Here is a 15,129-nt window from a genome sequence, read left to right as displayed (position 1 = left end):
TCCTGAACCCCCGAGTTCCCTAGCTCTCGAACCCCCGAGTTCCTGAGCTCCCGAACCCCCGAGTTCCTGAGCTCCCGAGCTCGCGAACTCCCGGACCACGCACGGAATCGGCGCCGGAATTGTCCCCAAGCCGTCCGACGAAACGCCGAAGCCCACCGTGCTTCCAGGCGCTTCCCAGGATCCGATCCGAAGGATCTGACGTAAGCATGAACAAGAACATCCGCCGCTCCATAGTCATAGCCGCCGGTGTCACCGGCGCGTGGGCGCTCGGGTCCGCCGTCGCCAGCGCGGACGAGTTGCCGGCCTCCTCCCTGTCCGCATCGGACACGACCGCCGACACCGGCACCGACAGCACGCTCGGCACGCTGACCGACACCGTCACCGGCACGGTCGACGGCGTGGTCACCGGCGTGGCGGACACCACCGGGACGGTCGACGACAGTGCGGGTCGGGCCACGTCCACCGCGTCCGGGGCCGCCGACACCGCGACCGGGGCCGGGAAGGCGGGCGGGGCGGCCGAGCAGGCCCGCAAGTACGTCGACGCCAAGGTCTCGGTGCCGTCGACGGCCTCGGCCTCCAAGGCCACGAAGATCAAGGGCGCCGCAGCCATCCAGGGCGCAAAGGCCGCACGGGCCGCGCAGGCCGCGCAGGCCAGGGCGAACGACGCCGCCGGGCAGGCGCGGGGCACGGCGGAGCAGGCGCATGCCGCCGCCTCCGACGCGACCGACTCCCCGCAGGGCGAGATCGACTACCTCTTCGGCCCGCTCGCCGTGTTCGCTCCCGAGGTGGAGCAGGCACTCGCCGCCGCGCAGACGAAGTTGCAGGGCGTGCAGTCGGCGGCGCGTTCGCAGACGCAGGGCGTCGACGGCGTCGTACGGACGAAGGCTCAGCAGACCGTCGCGGGCGCGGGCCGTTCCACGGCGGGTGCGCAGGGCGCGGTCGGCAAGGCACAGGGCCGGGCGACCGGCGTGGCCTCGGTCGCACAGGGCGAGACCGGCACCGTGACCTCCGCCGCCCAGGCTTCCGTCGCAGCGATCCCGAGCCACGTCACGGGCACGGTCGACGGGGTCGGCGCGCAGGCCATCGGCACGGTCGGCGGCGTCGAGCAGCGGGCTGTCGGAACGGTCAACGGCGTCGACCACCTCGCGCTCGGCACGGTCAAGAGCGTCCCCGGCACGGTCAAGACCATCCCCGGCACAGTCACCCCCGTCGTCGACGAGACGGTCACCGCCGTCGTCCCGCCGCTCGCGGGCTCCGCCGTGGACGGCGTGCTGCCGGTCGCCGGTCAGGCCGTGGCGGGCGTCGTCCCGGTCGCCGGTCAGGCCGCCGCCGGTGTCCTGCCCACCGCCCATCACGCGGTGGACGGCGTCACGCCGGTCGCCACGGGTGCGGTTGGCGGCGTGCTGCCCGTCGCGGGCGGAGCCGTGGGCGGGGTCGAGCAGACCGCGGGGCACGCGGTCGGTGCCGCGACCGCGCTGGCGTACGGCGTCGTGGCCGACGTCGAGCCCGTCGCCGGCGGGGTCGTCACGGGCGTCCAGCCGGTCGCGACCGGCGCGGTGGGCGGCGTGCTCCCCGTCGCCACCGGCGCCGTGTCCGACGTCCAGGGCGTCGCCGGTGGGGCCGTGCACGGCGTGACGCCCGTCGTCGGTGGAGTCGTCGCCGACGTGCCGTCGTACGCCACCGGACTGGTCGGTGAGGTCGCTGAGGACGCGACCGGGGCCGTGCTGCCGCCGGTCGTCGGTACCGCCGTGCACGGCGTGCTGCCCGTCGCCGGGCAGGCCGTGGGTGACGCCGGTGGCCTGGCGTACGGCGTGGTGGGGGATGTTGCCCCCTTCGCCGACGGCGTCGTCGGCGAGGTGCCGCCGCTCGCGTACGGCGTCGCCGGGCACGCGACCGGCCTGGCGTACGGCGTCACCGGCCAGGTGCCGCAGTTCGCGCAGGGGGTCACCGAGGCCGCCGCGCCCGTCGTCGACCTCGTCGAGCCCGTCGTCCAGGGCGTCGCCGGCAGCGCGACGACGCTGGCGTACGGCGTCACGGGCGACGTCACGCCCTTCGCGTACGACGTCGTCGGCGACGTGGCCCCCTTCGCGCACGGCGTCACGGGCCAGGTCGCCCCCTTCGCCGAGGACCTGACCGGCACCGTCCGCAGCACCGCGGGCCCGCTCGCCGGCCACGCCGTCACCGGCGCCGAGGGCGTGGCCGAGTCGGTCACACCGGGCTACCTCCAGGACGTGCGGAACGGCACCTCGTACGACCTCCCGCACGGCACCTCGTACGACTCCTCGCACGGCGCCCCGTACCGCCTCTGACCGCCGCGACCCATACCCGGCGTGCGAAGTGCACGCACCGCACGCACCGCACGCACCGCGTGCACCGCCTGCACCGCCTGCAAAGAACGCACCGCACGCCAACCCCGGTGATCACCATCACCACCGGCGCACGCAATGAGTGCGCCGACCGACCGGCTCCGTGAGGACGAAGCACTCGGACGGCCGAAAGCCGTCGGTCCGTCCACCCGAACCTCACGGAACGGGCCGGGCGCTCCCCATTGGGGTGGGGAGCGCCCGGCCAGGCCCCGTGACTTGGCGCTTTCGAGCGACCTCGGGGCCGTACCAGGGGCCTCACCGGGCCAACCCCAGCCCGGTGGGGCCCCGCCTCGTCCGGCCCTCCCAGCGTGGCCGGTTTCCGGCTGCTCAGGGCCGCTTTCCCCGATCCCTCCCCGTTCCCTCCCGGGTTCTCCCCGCCCTCTCCTCAGCGTGACGTCCGGACCACTCCCGGCGCCGTCGGCCCCTTCGAAACCCCCACATCGGGGACGCCGCCCCCTCACACCCGGCACGCCGTGCCAGTGAGCGCGGCATCATGTGACAGGTATCACCGCTCAGGTGTGACCCTCGATTTAGGGGCCTCCTGCAAGCAGCGATAACCTGCGAGACGGACATGCCGCGCGCTCGGACACCGTGTGCGCCTCCCTTGTGACAGACGTCGGACGTCACGTTGCCCATCGCGGCACGCCCACGCATCCAACGAACCGCGAGATCACGATAGGGACGGAAGCGCGTGGACCTGTTCGAGTACCAGGCGAGGGACCTCTTCGCCAAGCACGATGTACCGGTGCTGGCCGGTGAAGTCATCGACACGCCTGAGGCGGCCCGCGCAGCCACCGAGCGCCTCGGTGGCAAGTCCGTCGTCAAGGCCCAGGTGAAGGTCGGCGGCCGCGGCAAGGCCGGCGGCGTCAAGCTCGCCGCCACCCCCGACGAGGCCGTCGAGCACGCGACCAACATCCTCGGCATGGACATCAAGGGCCACACGGTCCACCGGGTGATGATCGCCGAGACCGCGCCCGAGATCGTGGAGGAGTACTACGTCTCCTTCCTCCTCGACCGCGCCAACCGCACCTTCCTCTCCATCGCCTCCGTCGAGGGCGGCATGGAGATCGAGGAGGTGGCGGCCACCCGCCCCGAGGCCGTAGCCAAGACCCCGATCGACGCCAACGAGGGTGTGACCGAGGAGAAGGCCCGCGAGATCGTCGCGGCCGCCAAGTTCCCGGCCGAGGTCGCCGACAAGGTCGCCGACGTCCTCGTCAAGCTGTGGGACACCTTCATCAAGGAGGACGCCCTCCTCGTCGAGGTCAACCCCCTCGCGAAGGTCGCCTCCGGTGACGTCATCGCCCTCGACGGCAAGGTCTCCCTGGACGAGAACGCCGAGTTCCGTCAGCCGGAGCACGAGGCCCTCCAGGACAAGGAGTCGGCCAACCCGCTGGAGGCCGCCGCCAAGGCCAAGAACCTCAACTACGTCAAGCTCGACGGCGAGGTCGGCATCATCGGCAACGGCGCGGGTCTCGTCATGAGCACCCTGGACGTCGTCGCGTACGCCGGTGAGAACCACGGTGGCGTCAAGCCCGCCAACTTCCTCGACATCGGCGGCGGCGCCTCCGCGGCCGTCATGGCGAACGGCCTGGAGATCATCCTCGGCGACCCGGACGTCAAGTCCGTCTTCGTCAACGTCTTCGGCGGCATCACCGCGTGCGACGAGGTCGCCAACGGCATCGTCCAGGCGCTGAAGCTCCTGGAGGACCGCGGCGAGGACGTCACCAAGCCGCTGGTCGTGCGTCTGGACGGCAACAACGCCGAGCTGGGTCGTCAGATCCTCTCCGACGCCAACCACCCGCTGGTCCAGCGCGTGGACACCATGGACGGCGCGGCCGACAAGGCCGCCGAGCTCGCGGCTGCGAAGTAAGGGAAGAGGGACTCAGACAGCCATGGCTATCTTCCTCAACAAGGACAGCAAGGTCATCGTCCAGGGCATGACCGGTGCCACGGGCATGAAGCACACCAAGCTCATGCTGGCCGACGGCACGAACATCGTCGGCGGCGTGAACCCCCGCAAGGCCGGCACGTCCGTCGACATCGACGGCACCGAGATCCCGGTCTTCGGCACCGTCGCCGAGGCGATCGAGAAGACGGGCGCGAACGTGTCCGTACTCTTCGTACCGCCGGCCTTCGCCAAGGCCGCCGTGGTCGAGGCCATCGACGCCGAGATCCCCCTCGCGGTCGTCATCACCGAGGGCATCGCCGTCCACGACTCCGCCGCCTTCTACGCCTACGCGGTCAGCAAGGGCAACAAGACGCGGATCATCGGCCCCAACTGCCCGGGTCTCATCACCCCCGGCCAGTCCAACGCCGGCATCATCCCGGGCGACATCACCAAGCCGGGCCGCATCGGCCTGGTCTCGAAGTCCGGCACGCTGACGTACCAGATGATGTACGAGCTGCGTGACATCGGCTTCTCGTCGGCCGTCGGCATCGGTGGTGACCCGATCATCGGCACCACGCACATCGACGCGCTCGCCGCGTTCGAGGCCGACCCCGACACCGACCTGATCGTGATGATCGGCGAGATCGGCGGCGACGCCGAGGAGCGGGCCGCGGCCTTCATCCAGAAGAACGTGACCAAGCCGGTCGTCGGCTACGTCGCGGGCTTCACCGCGCCCGAGGGCAAGACCATGGGCCACGCCGGCGCCATCGTCTCCGGCTCCTCCGGCACGGCCGCCGCCAAGAAGGAGGCCCTGGAGGCCGCGGGCGTCAAGGTCGGCAAGACCCCGACCGAGACGGCCAAGCTGGCGCGCGAGATCCTGGCCGGCTGAACCCTTTAGCAGTGCTTGATGGGCCCGTTCCCCGGGTGGGGGACGGGCCCTTCAACGTGCCACGGGTACAAGCCGGTCCGGACCGTGCTCCGCCTCCCGGCGCAGCTTCGCGCGCAGCTCCACCTCGGCCTCCGACAACGCCCCCGGCGCCACCCGCGGCGGAACCCCCTGCACCCGCACACCCGGTGAGACCGGTGGCTCGTACTGCGTCGGGGCCGTGCGCAGCGCGAACGTGGTGGTGCCCATCAGAGCCACGGTGAAGGCGATGGCGGCCCGCGTCCAGAAGCGCGTCCTGCGCTCGCCTCCCCTCCGCACCGTCGGCGGCCTGGCCGCGCGCAGCCGCTCCGTGGAGGCCAGTTCGGCCAGTCGGCGGTGGAGTTCCGAGGAGTCCGCGAGCTCCGGCAGCCGGGCGGCGATCGCCTCGCGCGCGTGCAGCAGACGGCCCGCGGCGGCCGGCGTGCTCGCCTCCGTCTCCGCCGCGGTCTCGGGCAGGTCGAGGCCGACACCGTCGTACAACAACAGCGTTCGACGGTACGGCGGCGGGAGTTTCAGGAGCGCGGACAGCAGGGCGCGGTCGGGGGCGTCGGGCGGCGGGGGTTCCGGGTGGCGGTAGCGGGGGCGGAAACGGTGCCAGGGGGAGAGGGCGATGTCGTACGCCGCCGCCCGCACCCAGCCCGCCGGGTCACGGTCGACGGCCACCTCCGGCCAGCGCTGCCAGGCGAGTTGGAAGGCCCGCTCGACCGACTCGCGCGCGAGTTCGCGCCGCCCGGTGAGCAGGTAGGCCTGCCGCACGAGGGCCGGCGCGCAGAACGCGTAGAGCGCGTCGAAGGCCTGAGCGGGCGTCAGCGGGGCGGGCGCCGGCTCCGGCGTCGGCTGAAGCTCCGTCACGGGTGCCTCCGTGGACTCCGACGCGCGGCTCTGCGTCACAGGGCGCCCCTTCGTACGAAAAAGTACATAAACGTATATTGAGCGACACATCGGGGGTTCGCCTGTTACGACGAGAAAGCGCGTGTCGTTGGGAGCATGACGGTCGTGATCCAGATGACCGCTCGCCGATCGCCGTTGTCGTCCCTGCTCACCCGGTTGCGCGACCGATCGCCCGGACTGGCTGCCAGCCTCCTGGGTGGTGCGGTGGCCGCCGGTCTCGGGCTCGGGTCGTTCGCCGTGCTCGTGATGGTGCTGTGGATCAGTTCGCCGTACCCGGACAGCGGGCCCGGGGGCGCGCTGCATGTCGCGGCGGCGCTCTGGCTCCTGGCCCACGGCGCCGAACTGGTCCGCACCGACACGCTGTCCGGGGTACCCGCGCCGGTCGGTGTCACGCCGCTGCTGCTGCTCGCGCTGCCGGTGTGGCTGGTGCACCGCGCGGCACGCGACGCGGTGGACGCCGGGGAGGAGGGCGCCGAGGAGACGTCGGGGTGGGCGGCGTGGTCCGGGGTCGTCCTCGGCTACCTCGGCGTGGGCACGGCGGCGGCGCTGTACGCGTCCGGGGGCGAACTGCGGCCGGCCTGGGCGTGGACGGCGGTGTGCGTGCCGCTGCTGGTGACGGCGGCGGCGGGGGCGGGGGTCTGGACGGCGTACGGCCATCCGCGCGAAGCCGTCGACGAGGTGCTGATCCATCTCCCGGCAGGGGTACGGCGCCTGGTCCTCGGGCCGGTCGCACGGGCCCGGTCGGCCACGGCGGCGCGGGCCGCGCTCGCGGGAGTGACGGTGCTGACCGGCGGCGGGGCCCTGCTGCTGGGAGCGTCCCTGGCCTGGCACGGCGACCTCGCCCGAGCGTCCTTCCTGCACCTGACGGAGGGTCTGTCGGGGCGGTTCGCGGTCCTTCTGCTGTGCGCGTCCCTGGTGCCGAACGGGGCGGTGTGGGGGGCGTCGTACTCCCTGGGCCCCGGCTTCCTGCTGGGCACGGGCCATGTGGTCTGGCCCCTGTCCTCGGCCCCGGCACCTCTGCTGCCACCGTTCCCGTTGCTGGCGGCGGTGCCGGATGCGGGGGACGGGGGGTGGCTGAACTGGGCTGTGGGGGTGGTGCCGGTGGTGGCTGGGGTGACGGTGGGGTGGTTTGTGGGGGCGGGGGGTGCGGAAGCGAGGGGTGGCTCGGGTACGCATGGCGCGGATACGGGGACCGTTCGGGAGGCCGCCGCCTGGACACGCGGGCGTACCGCCGGGACTGCCGGGCTCGCGGCTCTGTTGTGCGCGGTCGGTGTCGGGGTTCTCGCGGCGCTGGCGGGTGGGCGGCTCGGGGTCGGGGCGCTCGCTCGGTTCGGGCCGGTGTGGTGGGAGACCGGGGGTGCGGCGTTCCTGTGGATCGGGGCGGTGGCTGTGCCGACGGCGCTGGGGCTGCGGGCCTGGCGGGGCCGGAGGCGGAGGGGCGGGGCGGACACGGGTGACGGGCCGAAGATCGCCGCGCCGAGGTCGGAGACGACGGGGGCGCCGGGGGAGCGGGCTTCCGGTGGCCGGGGGATCCGGGCGGCGTTGGCGGGGGCCGGGGCGTGGCTCGGGATCCAGCAGGGCGGCGAGCCCAAGGGTGCCCAGGGTGCCGACTCCGGCGATCACGTCGTACGCGAGCCCGTGAACAGCACACCGCTCCTGCCCTACGACGAGGACGACGGATACGGCGCTGAGACCTACGGCCTGGTCCGCGACCAGCAGGACGCGGCGCTCAAGCCGTACGACTTCCTGCCCACCGACCCCACACCGACGGACGCCCCGCAGGCCGCCCCCTGGCACGACGACGCTTGGCGCGAGACCCGCTGGGCCGCACTGAAGGAGGCGTCGGACCTGCCGGAACCCTCGGAGCCCTCGGAACCCCGGGAGCTACCCGATCCACCCGAGCCACCCGAGCCCACGAACCTCACCTGAAGGTCACCCTTGGCGGACCCGCCGTCAGCCGTTGGTCCCCAGCAGCCCCCGCAGCTCCTTCGGCAGCAGCTGCGTGCAGGACTGCTTCGCCTCGTTCGTCAGCGCGTCGTTCGTGCACGTGTAGTAGTCGCTGTACACCATCTGCGCCGTGAACGTCGCCGCCACCAGGGCGATCGCGAGCGTCGCCGTGACCAGGCCGCTCACCGCCGCCGTCGTCTGGGGGCGGGCCGACGGGTCGTGGGTCGAGGTGCTGTTGTCGGGGGTGCGCGGCTTGGAACGGAGCGCGCTGGCGCCCCAGTACAGGGCCAGCGCGCCCAGCAGCAGTGCCACGTACGGCCAGCTGAACAGGGCGAAGAAGAAGGCCCACATGCCGCACAGGAGGGCGTAGCGCGCGCGGCGCTGCGCCGGGTCCGTCGGGTCCCAGCGCATGCCCTGGTTCGGGGGCTGGCCCCCGGGGCCCTCGGGCCCGTTGTTCGGCCCGCCGGGGCGCTCGCCGAAGCCGCCGGGGGAGCGGCCCGGCTGGCGGTCGCTCCACTGGCTGCCCCAGGGCGTGCGTCGGTCGGAGCCCTCGCCCTCGCCCTCGCCGCCGTCACCGCCGCCCGCAGGGCGCCGCGGCTGCCAGGGCCGGTCCGGGGTGCCCTCCGGCGGCGGTGCGAAGGGGTTGTCCTCGCGGGCGCCGTCGCGGGCGCCGTCACGGCTGTCGTCACCCTGCGCGTCCCCGGATCCGCGGTCCGAGGGCGCGTCCGGCGGTGAGGCCGGCCGCTCCCGCAGCAGCACGGCGTCCCGCTCCCCTCCCTGTGCCGGGAGCGGGGGGAGCGTGAGGAGTCGCAGGCTGCGGTCCGGCATCAAGAGAGCGTCTTCCCCTTGGTGAACTTGGTGGACTTGGTGAACTCGACGGGTCTTGCATGAGCTGTCACTTCGTGAACGCACCGCACGACAAGCTCGTTCCCGAACCGGCTCCTCCCAGACGCTACCTTCCGGCCACGCCCCCGTCCCGTGGGGGCCGCCCCGTGTGCCGGTATCGTTGCTGACGGTCGGCCGCTTCGTAGACTTCCCCGTATCCCGGGGCGCGATGCATTCGTACGAATGCACAAGCGAATCGCCGTGCGAGCCGGCCGTACGGAATCGATCCCCCGAGAAAGGGCCCCACCGTGGCCGCCAAGCCCGTGGCCAAGCAGGCCAAGCGCCTCGTCGTGCTGGTCTCCGGATCCGGCACCAATCTGCAGGCGCTCCTCGACGAGATCGCGGCCACCGGGACCGAGGCCTACGGTGCCGAGGTCGTGGCCGTCGGGGCGGACCGCGAGGGCATCGAGGGGCTCGCGCGTGCGGAGCGCGTCGGCATCCCCACCTTCGTGTGCCGGGTCAAGGACCACGGGACCCGCGAGGAGTGGGACACCGCCCTCGCCGAGGCCGTCTCGGCCCACGAACCCGACCTCGTCGTCTCCGCCGGGTTCATGAAGATCGTGGGCAAGGAGTTCCTGGCCCGTTTCGGCGGCCGGTTCGTGAACACGCACCCTGCCCTGCTGCCCAGTTTTCCGGGGGCCCACGGTGTGCGTGACGCGCTCGCGTACGGCGCCAGGGTCACCGGCTGCACCGTCCACTTCGTCGACGACGGCGTCGACACCGGACCGATCATCGCTCAGGGCGTGGTGGAGGTCCGGGACGAGGACGACGAGAGCGCTCTGCACGAGCGCATCAAGGAAGTCGAGCGAAGGCTGCTCGTCGATGTCGTGGGGCGCCTCGCCCGCAACGGCTATCGCATTGAGGGACGAAAGGTAGTTATCCAGTGACCGCCGAGAGCATCGAGAGCAGCAAGCGGCCGATTCGTCGCGCGCTCGTCAGCGTCTACGACAAGACCGGGCTCGAGGAGCTCGCGCGCGGCCTGCACGAGGCCGGTGTCGAGCTCGTCTCCACCGGCTCCACCGCCGGCCGGATCGCCGCCGCGGGCGTCCCCGTCACCAAGGTCGAGGAGCTCACCGGCTTCCCCGAGTGCCTGGACGGCCGGGTCAAGACCCTGCACCCGCGCGTGCACGCGGGCATCCTCGCCGACCTGCGCCTGGAGAGCCACCGCGAGCAGCTGGCCGAACTGGGCATCGAGCCGTTCGACCTCGTGGTCAGCAACCTCTACCCGTTCCGGGAGACCGTCGCCTCCGGCGCGACCCCCGACGAGTGCGTGGAGCAGATCGACATCGGCGGCCCGTCGATGGTCCGCGCCGCCGCCAAGAACCACCCGTCGGTCGCGATCGTCACCAGCCCGGCGCGGTACGCCGATGTCCTGGCGGCTGTTGCCGACGGCGGCTTCGACCTCGTAACCCGCAAGCGTCTCGCGGCGGAGGCCTTCCGGCACACCGCCGAGTACGACATCGCGGTGTCGAGCTGGTTCGCGAGCGCCTACGCCCCGGCCGACGACTCGCAGTTCCCCTCCTTCATCGCGGCCGCCCTGGAGCGCAAGAGCACCCTGCGCTACGGCGAGAACCCGCACCAGCCCGCCGCGCTCTACGTCGACGGCACGGGCAGCGGTCTCGCGGAGGCCGAGCAGCTGCACGGCAAGGAGATGTCGTACAACAACTACACGGACACGGACGCCGCGCGCCGTGCCGCGTACGACCACGACGAGCCGTGCGTCGCGATCATCAAGCACGCCAACCCCTGCGGTATCGCGGTGGGTTCGGACGTCGCGGAGGCGCACCGCAAGGCGCACGCGTGCGACCCGCTGTCGGCGTTCGGCGGCGTGATCGCGGTCAACCGCCCCGTCTCGAAGGAGATGGCGGAGCAGGTCGCGGAGATCTTCACCGAGGTCATCGTCGCGCCCGACTACGAGGACGGCGCGCTCGAAGCCCTAGCCAAGAAGAAGAACATCCGCGTGCTGAAGGCGCCGGCCGCGCCCTCGCATCCCGCCGAGGTCAAGCCGATCGACGGCGGCGCGCTCCTCCAGGTGACGGACCGCCTCCAGGCGGACGGCGACAACCCGGCGAACTGGACACTGGCGACGGGCGAGGCACTCTCGCCTTCCGAACTCGCCGAGCTGTCCTTCGCCTGGAAGGCCTGCCGCGCGGTCAAGTCCAACGCGATCCTCCTCGCCAAGGACGGAGCCTCGGTCGGCGTCGGCATGGGCCAGGTCAACCGCGTCGACTCCGCGAAGCTGGCGGTCGAGCGGGCGGGCGCGGAGCGCGCACAGGGCTCGTACGCGGCGTCCGACGCGTTCTTCCCCTTCCCCGACGGCCTGGAGATCCTCACCGCGGCCGGCGTCAAGGCGGTCGTCCAGCCCGGCGGTTCGGTCCGCGACGAGCTGGTGGTCGAGGCCGCGAAGAAGGCGGGCGTGACGATGTACTTCACGGGGACGCGGCACTTCTTCCACTAGCCGCGGGCGGTACGCCGGTGCCGCTGCTCTCCTTCCGCCCGTACGCGGTTCGCGCCGCGTACGGGCGGTTCTGGTTCGACCATGGTTGTGCAGGCGGCGTATCCGTCACAGGGGGCAAAGTGCAGAGTCCGGAGAACTATGTTGACAGTGAACACCTGGCGAGCTTGATCGAGAGCGGTCAGGCATTGGTGGTCCCGGTTGACGTCTGCCGCGCTTTCCATGACGTCCTGTTGGAGTTCCCCTGGCTGCCGACGCGAATCGACTGGAACGCGGTGGAGCACGTGGCGATCGATCTGGACGAGATCGAGGATTCAGAGATCGCGGTCGTGGCCAGAGAGTTGGGAGCGCCATTGCACACTCACTTGCTGGTGCTCTTCACTCCAGCTCAGCCTGGCCTCCTCTGCGAGACGGAGAAAGCTCTGGGAAACCTGGATCACTTTTTCTGGAAAGCTCCGGGTGCACGGTACTTCTGTGGGGTCGACGTTGACGATAACGGGCGGCGGTACCGTTATCGTGATTTCGGGGAGTTTGACGGAAACGCCAAGGTGACGCTGCGGGTACGCCGAGCCTTTTGAAATCCGTCGGAGGGTTGTGACGGCATGGTGGCCGTATGGTCAGAGCTTCCATGAGAGTTGGAAGACAGTCGGAGCTGGACAGATGGCGGGCCGGATTGATGGCGGACATCCGGAGTCCGAGTGTCCGGCTGTCCACCAAGGCTTTGTTGAGGCTGACCTGCGACGATCCGGATCGCGCCTGGGTGGAAGCCGTCGTGCTCGATTGTCTGTCCCCCGGCGCGGATCCTCAGGTCAGAGCTCTGGCGGTGACCTGCCTGGGGCATCTGGCCAGGATCCGTCGCGAGGTTAGTGGGCGTATCGTTCGACGGCTTGAAGAACTGCTTGATGACCCTGTGTTGGGGGGGCGGGCTGAAGACGCCCTCGACGACATCGCTGTCTTTACTCGTGGAAAGTCGACAGCGAAGAAGAGTGATAGCGCCGAGGAGTGCTGATCTTTAATCGTGACTGTTTACGGTCACCGATGAACTGTGGTGCTTGTGGTGCGGGCGGCGGAGGGTGGTTGATGAACCGGGCCAGGGCGGGTGCTGAGGAAATCGTCAAGCAGTACGGCCGGGACGGATGCCTCTCCGCGGAGAGCCTCGCTTCGGCGGAGTTGGGTGTCTGGGACCAATTGACTCCGGGGGTGCTCATCGTCATGGCTTTTGGCCTTGTCACGGTTCAAGACCCGGCGTTCGCTGAGCGGATCGCGGAGTCAGGCGACTCGGTGGTGCTGCGGCTGATCTCGGGAGACTTCAGCGCGATCGAACTGGGCACCGCGGATGCTGCCGTGGGCTGGGAGCAGGCGGTGGCCCGGCTCTCGGAGTACGTCCGGCGCCCCGGGGCGGCGGCGGACACCCTCGACGTTCTGTTGTCCGAGGCGGAAGACCTCTGGGTTGACGTGATTGATTCCGGCGAGATGACCCGTCCTCAGGTGAGGAACGGCGAGTTCGGTCCCTGGGACTCGACCGAGACGCCGGTGCCCTCTGGCGTGGAGCGGCTCGACTACGGCGTGCTGAGGGTGCCGCGGTTGGAGGGTGCGCGCATCCATCCATTCAAGGTTGATGGACGTGCCGTCGGGGTGGTCGTCTCCCTCGGTGATCACGCCCTCAGTCTCCAAGCGTTCAGAGTCCCTCAGGGGCCGATATGGGAGAAGGTCCGCCCGAAGATCGTCCAGGGGATCCTGGATCAGGGTGGTACGGCGGAGAACGCCGAGAGCAGCCTCGGACCCGAGGTCCGTGCGCGGATCCCTGTGGTCAGGGACGGGCAGCGAGTCCTTCAGCCGACGCGGATCTTCGGGTGCGACGGGCCGGGATGGCTGCTACGTGGTGGCTACGGCGGGCCGACGGCACTGACGGATCTGGTGGATCCGCGCGCCCGTCACCTCTTCACTCAGACCGTGGTGGATCTGTCGGCAGCGGAGGGAGGAACGGACACCGAGGAGATCACGTACCTAGAGGTGCGCTGGCCGGTGGAGGAATGAGACGCGGCAGCACGTCACTGAGTTCGGCCGTGACTACAGACCGGCGGCTGGGACTTGAGGACTTCGATGAACGTGGTGAAGGTGCCGGTCGGGAAGGTGAGGGTGCCGGCGGCTGGGTCCTTCGAGTCGCGGATGGATATGTGGGATCGGCGGTCGGCTATTTCCACGCAGGAGTTGCCGTCGCCCGGGCCTGAGTAGGACGACTTCCGCCAGTTGCCGGGGGTGTCCATGGGGTGCCTCACAGCTCTTTTGTCAGCCGGTGGATGAGGTCGCGCGACCCGTCGGGTTCGAGCGACGCAGCTTCTACCTTACGGAAGAGCGTTCGAAAGGCGCCGAGTTGGGCTTCGGAGTCGATAAGCGCTGTGCCGTGGGGCGCATCGCGTACGACGGTGTCCAGTTTGGGTACGGTACCGCCCGCGTGCACCATGGCGCTGGCGGCACCGGCGAAGCCCTCCAGCGCGAAGGGGATGATCCGTACGGTGATGTGATCCGCTTCGGAGAGTTCGGCGAGGCGGGAGAGCTGGGCTCGTGAGGCGGCGCGGTTGCTGACGTTGATGTGCAGTGCTGCCTCGTGGATGACCGCCTCGTAGGGCGTGCTCTCAAGGATCACCTTGCGCTGCATCCGGTGACGGACACGCAATTCGAGCTCTTCCTCGGGCAGCTCGGGGATCCGGTAGGAGAAGACCGCGCGGGCGTAGTCCTCGGTCTGCAGCGGGCCGGGGACGAACAGAAACTGGAGCTCGCGCAGGAACGTGGCGTGGTGCTCCAGTTCGGCGAGGTCGAGGAACGGCATGGGCAGCAGGCCCCGGTACTCCTGCCACCAGCCGCGCGTTCTGTCGGTCGCCCAGGTGATCAGTGCGTCAACGAACTCGTTGTCTGTGCATGAGTAGTTGGACGCGAGGAGGCGCAACCGCTTCGCGCTCACTCCTGCGACGCCGGACTCGATCTGGCTGATCTGGGCAGAGCTCACTCCGAGCAGCGCCGCTGCCTCGCGGGTGGTGAGGCCGGCCGCTTCACGGAGCTTCCGAAGCTCGACCGCCAGGCGCAGCTGACGTGCTGTTGGCTCGCTCCTCAAGGCCATGGAATGCCCCTCCCAACATGCCTGTAGGCACGACTCGTTCAGGGGGCAGAGTACGTGATCGGCTTGCAAAACTTAAACGGTAAGACCTACCGTCGGTGACGCAACGCACACCCTGCGGAAGTGCACCGCTCCGCCCTGCCACGGCGACGACGCGGCAATGACACCGCAACCGCAACCCCCCACCACCCGAGCGGAGTTCACCCATGCCCGAAAACGAGTCGGAACCCTGGGAGTACTGGCTGTACATCCCCAACGACCTCCGTGCCGTCACCGTATGTCGCCGCACCCTCCGTCTGATCCTGACCCTGCACGGTCTGATCGGCCTCGTGGACACCGCCGAACTGCTCGCGACGGAGCTGGTCGCCAATGCCGTACGCCACGCGAAAGGGCCCGCCGCGCTGCGAGTGTCCTGGTCGATGGGTGTGCTGCGGATCGGGGCGTGGGACGCCGATCCCGAACCGCCTGAGCCACCAGGTGAGTTGGAGCGCATCGTGCAGGCGGAGGAGGGGCGCGGGCTCGCGCTCGTGCGGGCTTGCTCCAGCCTGTGGGGGTGGCAGCCGCTGGCCAGGGGCGGTCGTCGCGGCAAGTACGTGTGGTGTGAGCTGACTTCCTCCCCGGCAGCGTAAAAGGCCGCGGCCTCCGACCCTCAGAGGG

At 70.6% G+C, this 15,129-nt stretch carries 14 protein-coding genes; 10 read left to right on the top strand and 4 right to left on the bottom strand.

What is annotated here, in order from left to right; translation table 11 throughout:
• The first annotated feature begins 206 nt into the window (after window positions 1-206).
• The 3 genes from MQP27_RS33810 to sucD all read left to right on the top strand — a co-directional run bounded on the left by MQP27_RS33810 (window position 207) and on the right by sucD (window position 5,143).
• Window positions 207-2,309 (top strand): hypothetical protein, encoded by a 2,103-nt coding sequence (locus tag MQP27_RS33810; RefSeq protein ID WP_242772118.1) that lies wholly within the window; start codon window positions 207-209, stop codon window positions 2,307-2,309.
• A 748-nt stretch (window positions 2,310-3,057) separates the two neighbouring features.
• Window positions 3,058-4,236: an ADP-forming succinate--CoA ligase subunit beta gene (gene sucC / locus MQP27_RS33805; protein WP_242772115.1), complete on the top strand. Its 1,179-nt coding sequence runs from the start codon at window positions 3,058-3,060 to the stop codon at window positions 4,234-4,236.
• A gap of 22 nt (window positions 4,237-4,258) precedes the next feature.
• Window positions 4,259-5,143 carry a succinate--CoA ligase subunit alpha gene (sucD, locus tag MQP27_RS33800; RefSeq protein WP_242772113.1) on the top strand — a complete coding sequence of 295 codons (885 nt, stop codon included), beginning with the start codon at window positions 4,259-4,261 and terminating at the stop codon, window positions 5,141-5,143.
• A gap of 51 nt (window positions 5,144-5,194) precedes the next feature.
• On the opposite strand, the gene MQP27_RS33795 is transcribed toward sucD, so the two are convergent.
• Window positions 5,195-6,121 carry an RNA polymerase sigma factor gene (locus MQP27_RS33795; RefSeq protein ID WP_242772111.1) on the bottom strand — a complete coding sequence of 309 codons (927 nt, stop codon included), beginning with the start codon at window positions 6,119-6,121 and terminating at the stop codon, window positions 5,195-5,197.
• 45 nt (window positions 6,122-6,166) lie between these two features.
• Here MQP27_RS33795 and MQP27_RS33790 point away from each other — a divergent pair, with 45 nt between their 5' ends.
• Window positions 6,167-7,999 carry a cell division protein PerM gene (locus MQP27_RS33790; RefSeq protein WP_242772100.1) on the top strand — a complete coding sequence of 611 codons (1,833 nt, stop codon included), beginning with the start codon at window positions 6,167-6,169 and terminating at the stop codon, window positions 7,997-7,999.
• Window positions 8,000-8,023: 24 nt separating this feature from the next.
• On the opposite strand, the gene MQP27_RS33785 is transcribed toward MQP27_RS33790, so the two are convergent.
• Window positions 8,024-8,845, bottom strand: a complete 822-nt coding sequence (locus tag MQP27_RS33785; RefSeq protein ID WP_242772090.1) for a hypothetical protein — start codon at window positions 8,843-8,845, stop codon at window positions 8,024-8,026.
• A 305-nt stretch (window positions 8,846-9,150) separates the two neighbouring features.
• Here MQP27_RS33785 and purN point away from each other — a divergent pair, with 305 nt between their 5' ends.
• The 5 genes from purN to MQP27_RS33760 all read left to right on the top strand — a co-directional run bounded on the left by purN (window position 9,151) and on the right by MQP27_RS33760 (window position 13,394).
• Window positions 9,151-9,789 carry a phosphoribosylglycinamide formyltransferase gene (gene purN / locus MQP27_RS33780; protein ID WP_242772087.1) on the top strand — a complete coding sequence of 213 codons (639 nt, stop codon included), beginning with the start codon at window positions 9,151-9,153 and terminating at the stop codon, window positions 9,787-9,789.
• The gene (gene purH / locus MQP27_RS33775) at window positions 9,786-11,360 is read left to right on the top strand and encodes a bifunctional phosphoribosylaminoimidazolecarboxamide formyltransferase/IMP cyclohydrolase (RefSeq protein ID WP_242772085.1); all 1,575 of its coding nucleotides are present in this window, start codon (window positions 9,786-9,788) and stop codon (window positions 11,358-11,360) included. Before purN ends, purH begins: the two co-directional genes overlap by 4 nt.
• A gap of 17 nt (window positions 11,361-11,377) precedes the next feature.
• Entirely contained in the window at window positions 11,378-11,935 is a 558-nt protein-coding gene (locus MQP27_RS33770) for a hypothetical protein (RefSeq protein WP_242772075.1), read from the top strand.
• A 98-nt stretch (window positions 11,936-12,033) separates the two neighbouring features.
• On the top strand, window positions 12,034-12,366 hold the full coding sequence (locus MQP27_RS33765; RefSeq protein WP_242772073.1) for a hypothetical protein: 333 nt from the start codon (window positions 12,034-12,036) through the stop codon (window positions 12,364-12,366).
• Window positions 12,367-12,437: 71 nt separating this feature from the next.
• Complete coding sequence (locus MQP27_RS33760; RefSeq protein ID WP_242772059.1) at window positions 12,438-13,394, top strand: DUF3710 domain-containing protein; 957 nt, start codon at window positions 12,438-12,440, stop codon at window positions 13,392-13,394.
• Window positions 13,395-13,408: 14 nt separating this feature from the next.
• On the opposite strand, the gene MQP27_RS33755 is transcribed toward MQP27_RS33760, so the two are convergent.
• Together MQP27_RS33755 and MQP27_RS33750 are read right to left on the bottom strand one after the other, a co-directional pair.
• The gene (locus tag MQP27_RS33755; protein ID WP_242772056.1) at window positions 13,409-13,624 is read right to left on the bottom strand and encodes a DUF397 domain-containing protein; all 216 of its coding nucleotides are present in this window, start codon (window positions 13,622-13,624) and stop codon (window positions 13,409-13,411) included.
• 8 nt (window positions 13,625-13,632) lie between these two features.
• Entirely contained in the window at window positions 13,633-14,475 is an 843-nt protein-coding gene (locus MQP27_RS33750; protein WP_242772054.1) for a helix-turn-helix domain-containing protein, read from the bottom strand.
• 203 nt (window positions 14,476-14,678) lie between these two features.
• On the opposite strand from MQP27_RS33750, the gene MQP27_RS33745 reads away from it, so the two are divergent.
• Window positions 14,679-15,101 (top strand): ATP-binding protein, encoded by a 423-nt coding sequence (locus MQP27_RS33745; protein ID WP_242772045.1) that lies wholly within the window; start codon window positions 14,679-14,681, stop codon window positions 15,099-15,101.
• Window positions 15,102-15,129: the final 28 nt, after the last annotated feature.

Source organism: Streptomyces cylindrosporus (genome assembly GCF_022698165.1).
Lineage (GTDB): Bacteria > Actinomycetota > Actinomycetes > Streptomycetales > Streptomycetaceae > Streptomyces > Streptomyces cylindrosporus.
This window is presented reverse-complemented; position numbering and strand designations above follow the sequence as displayed.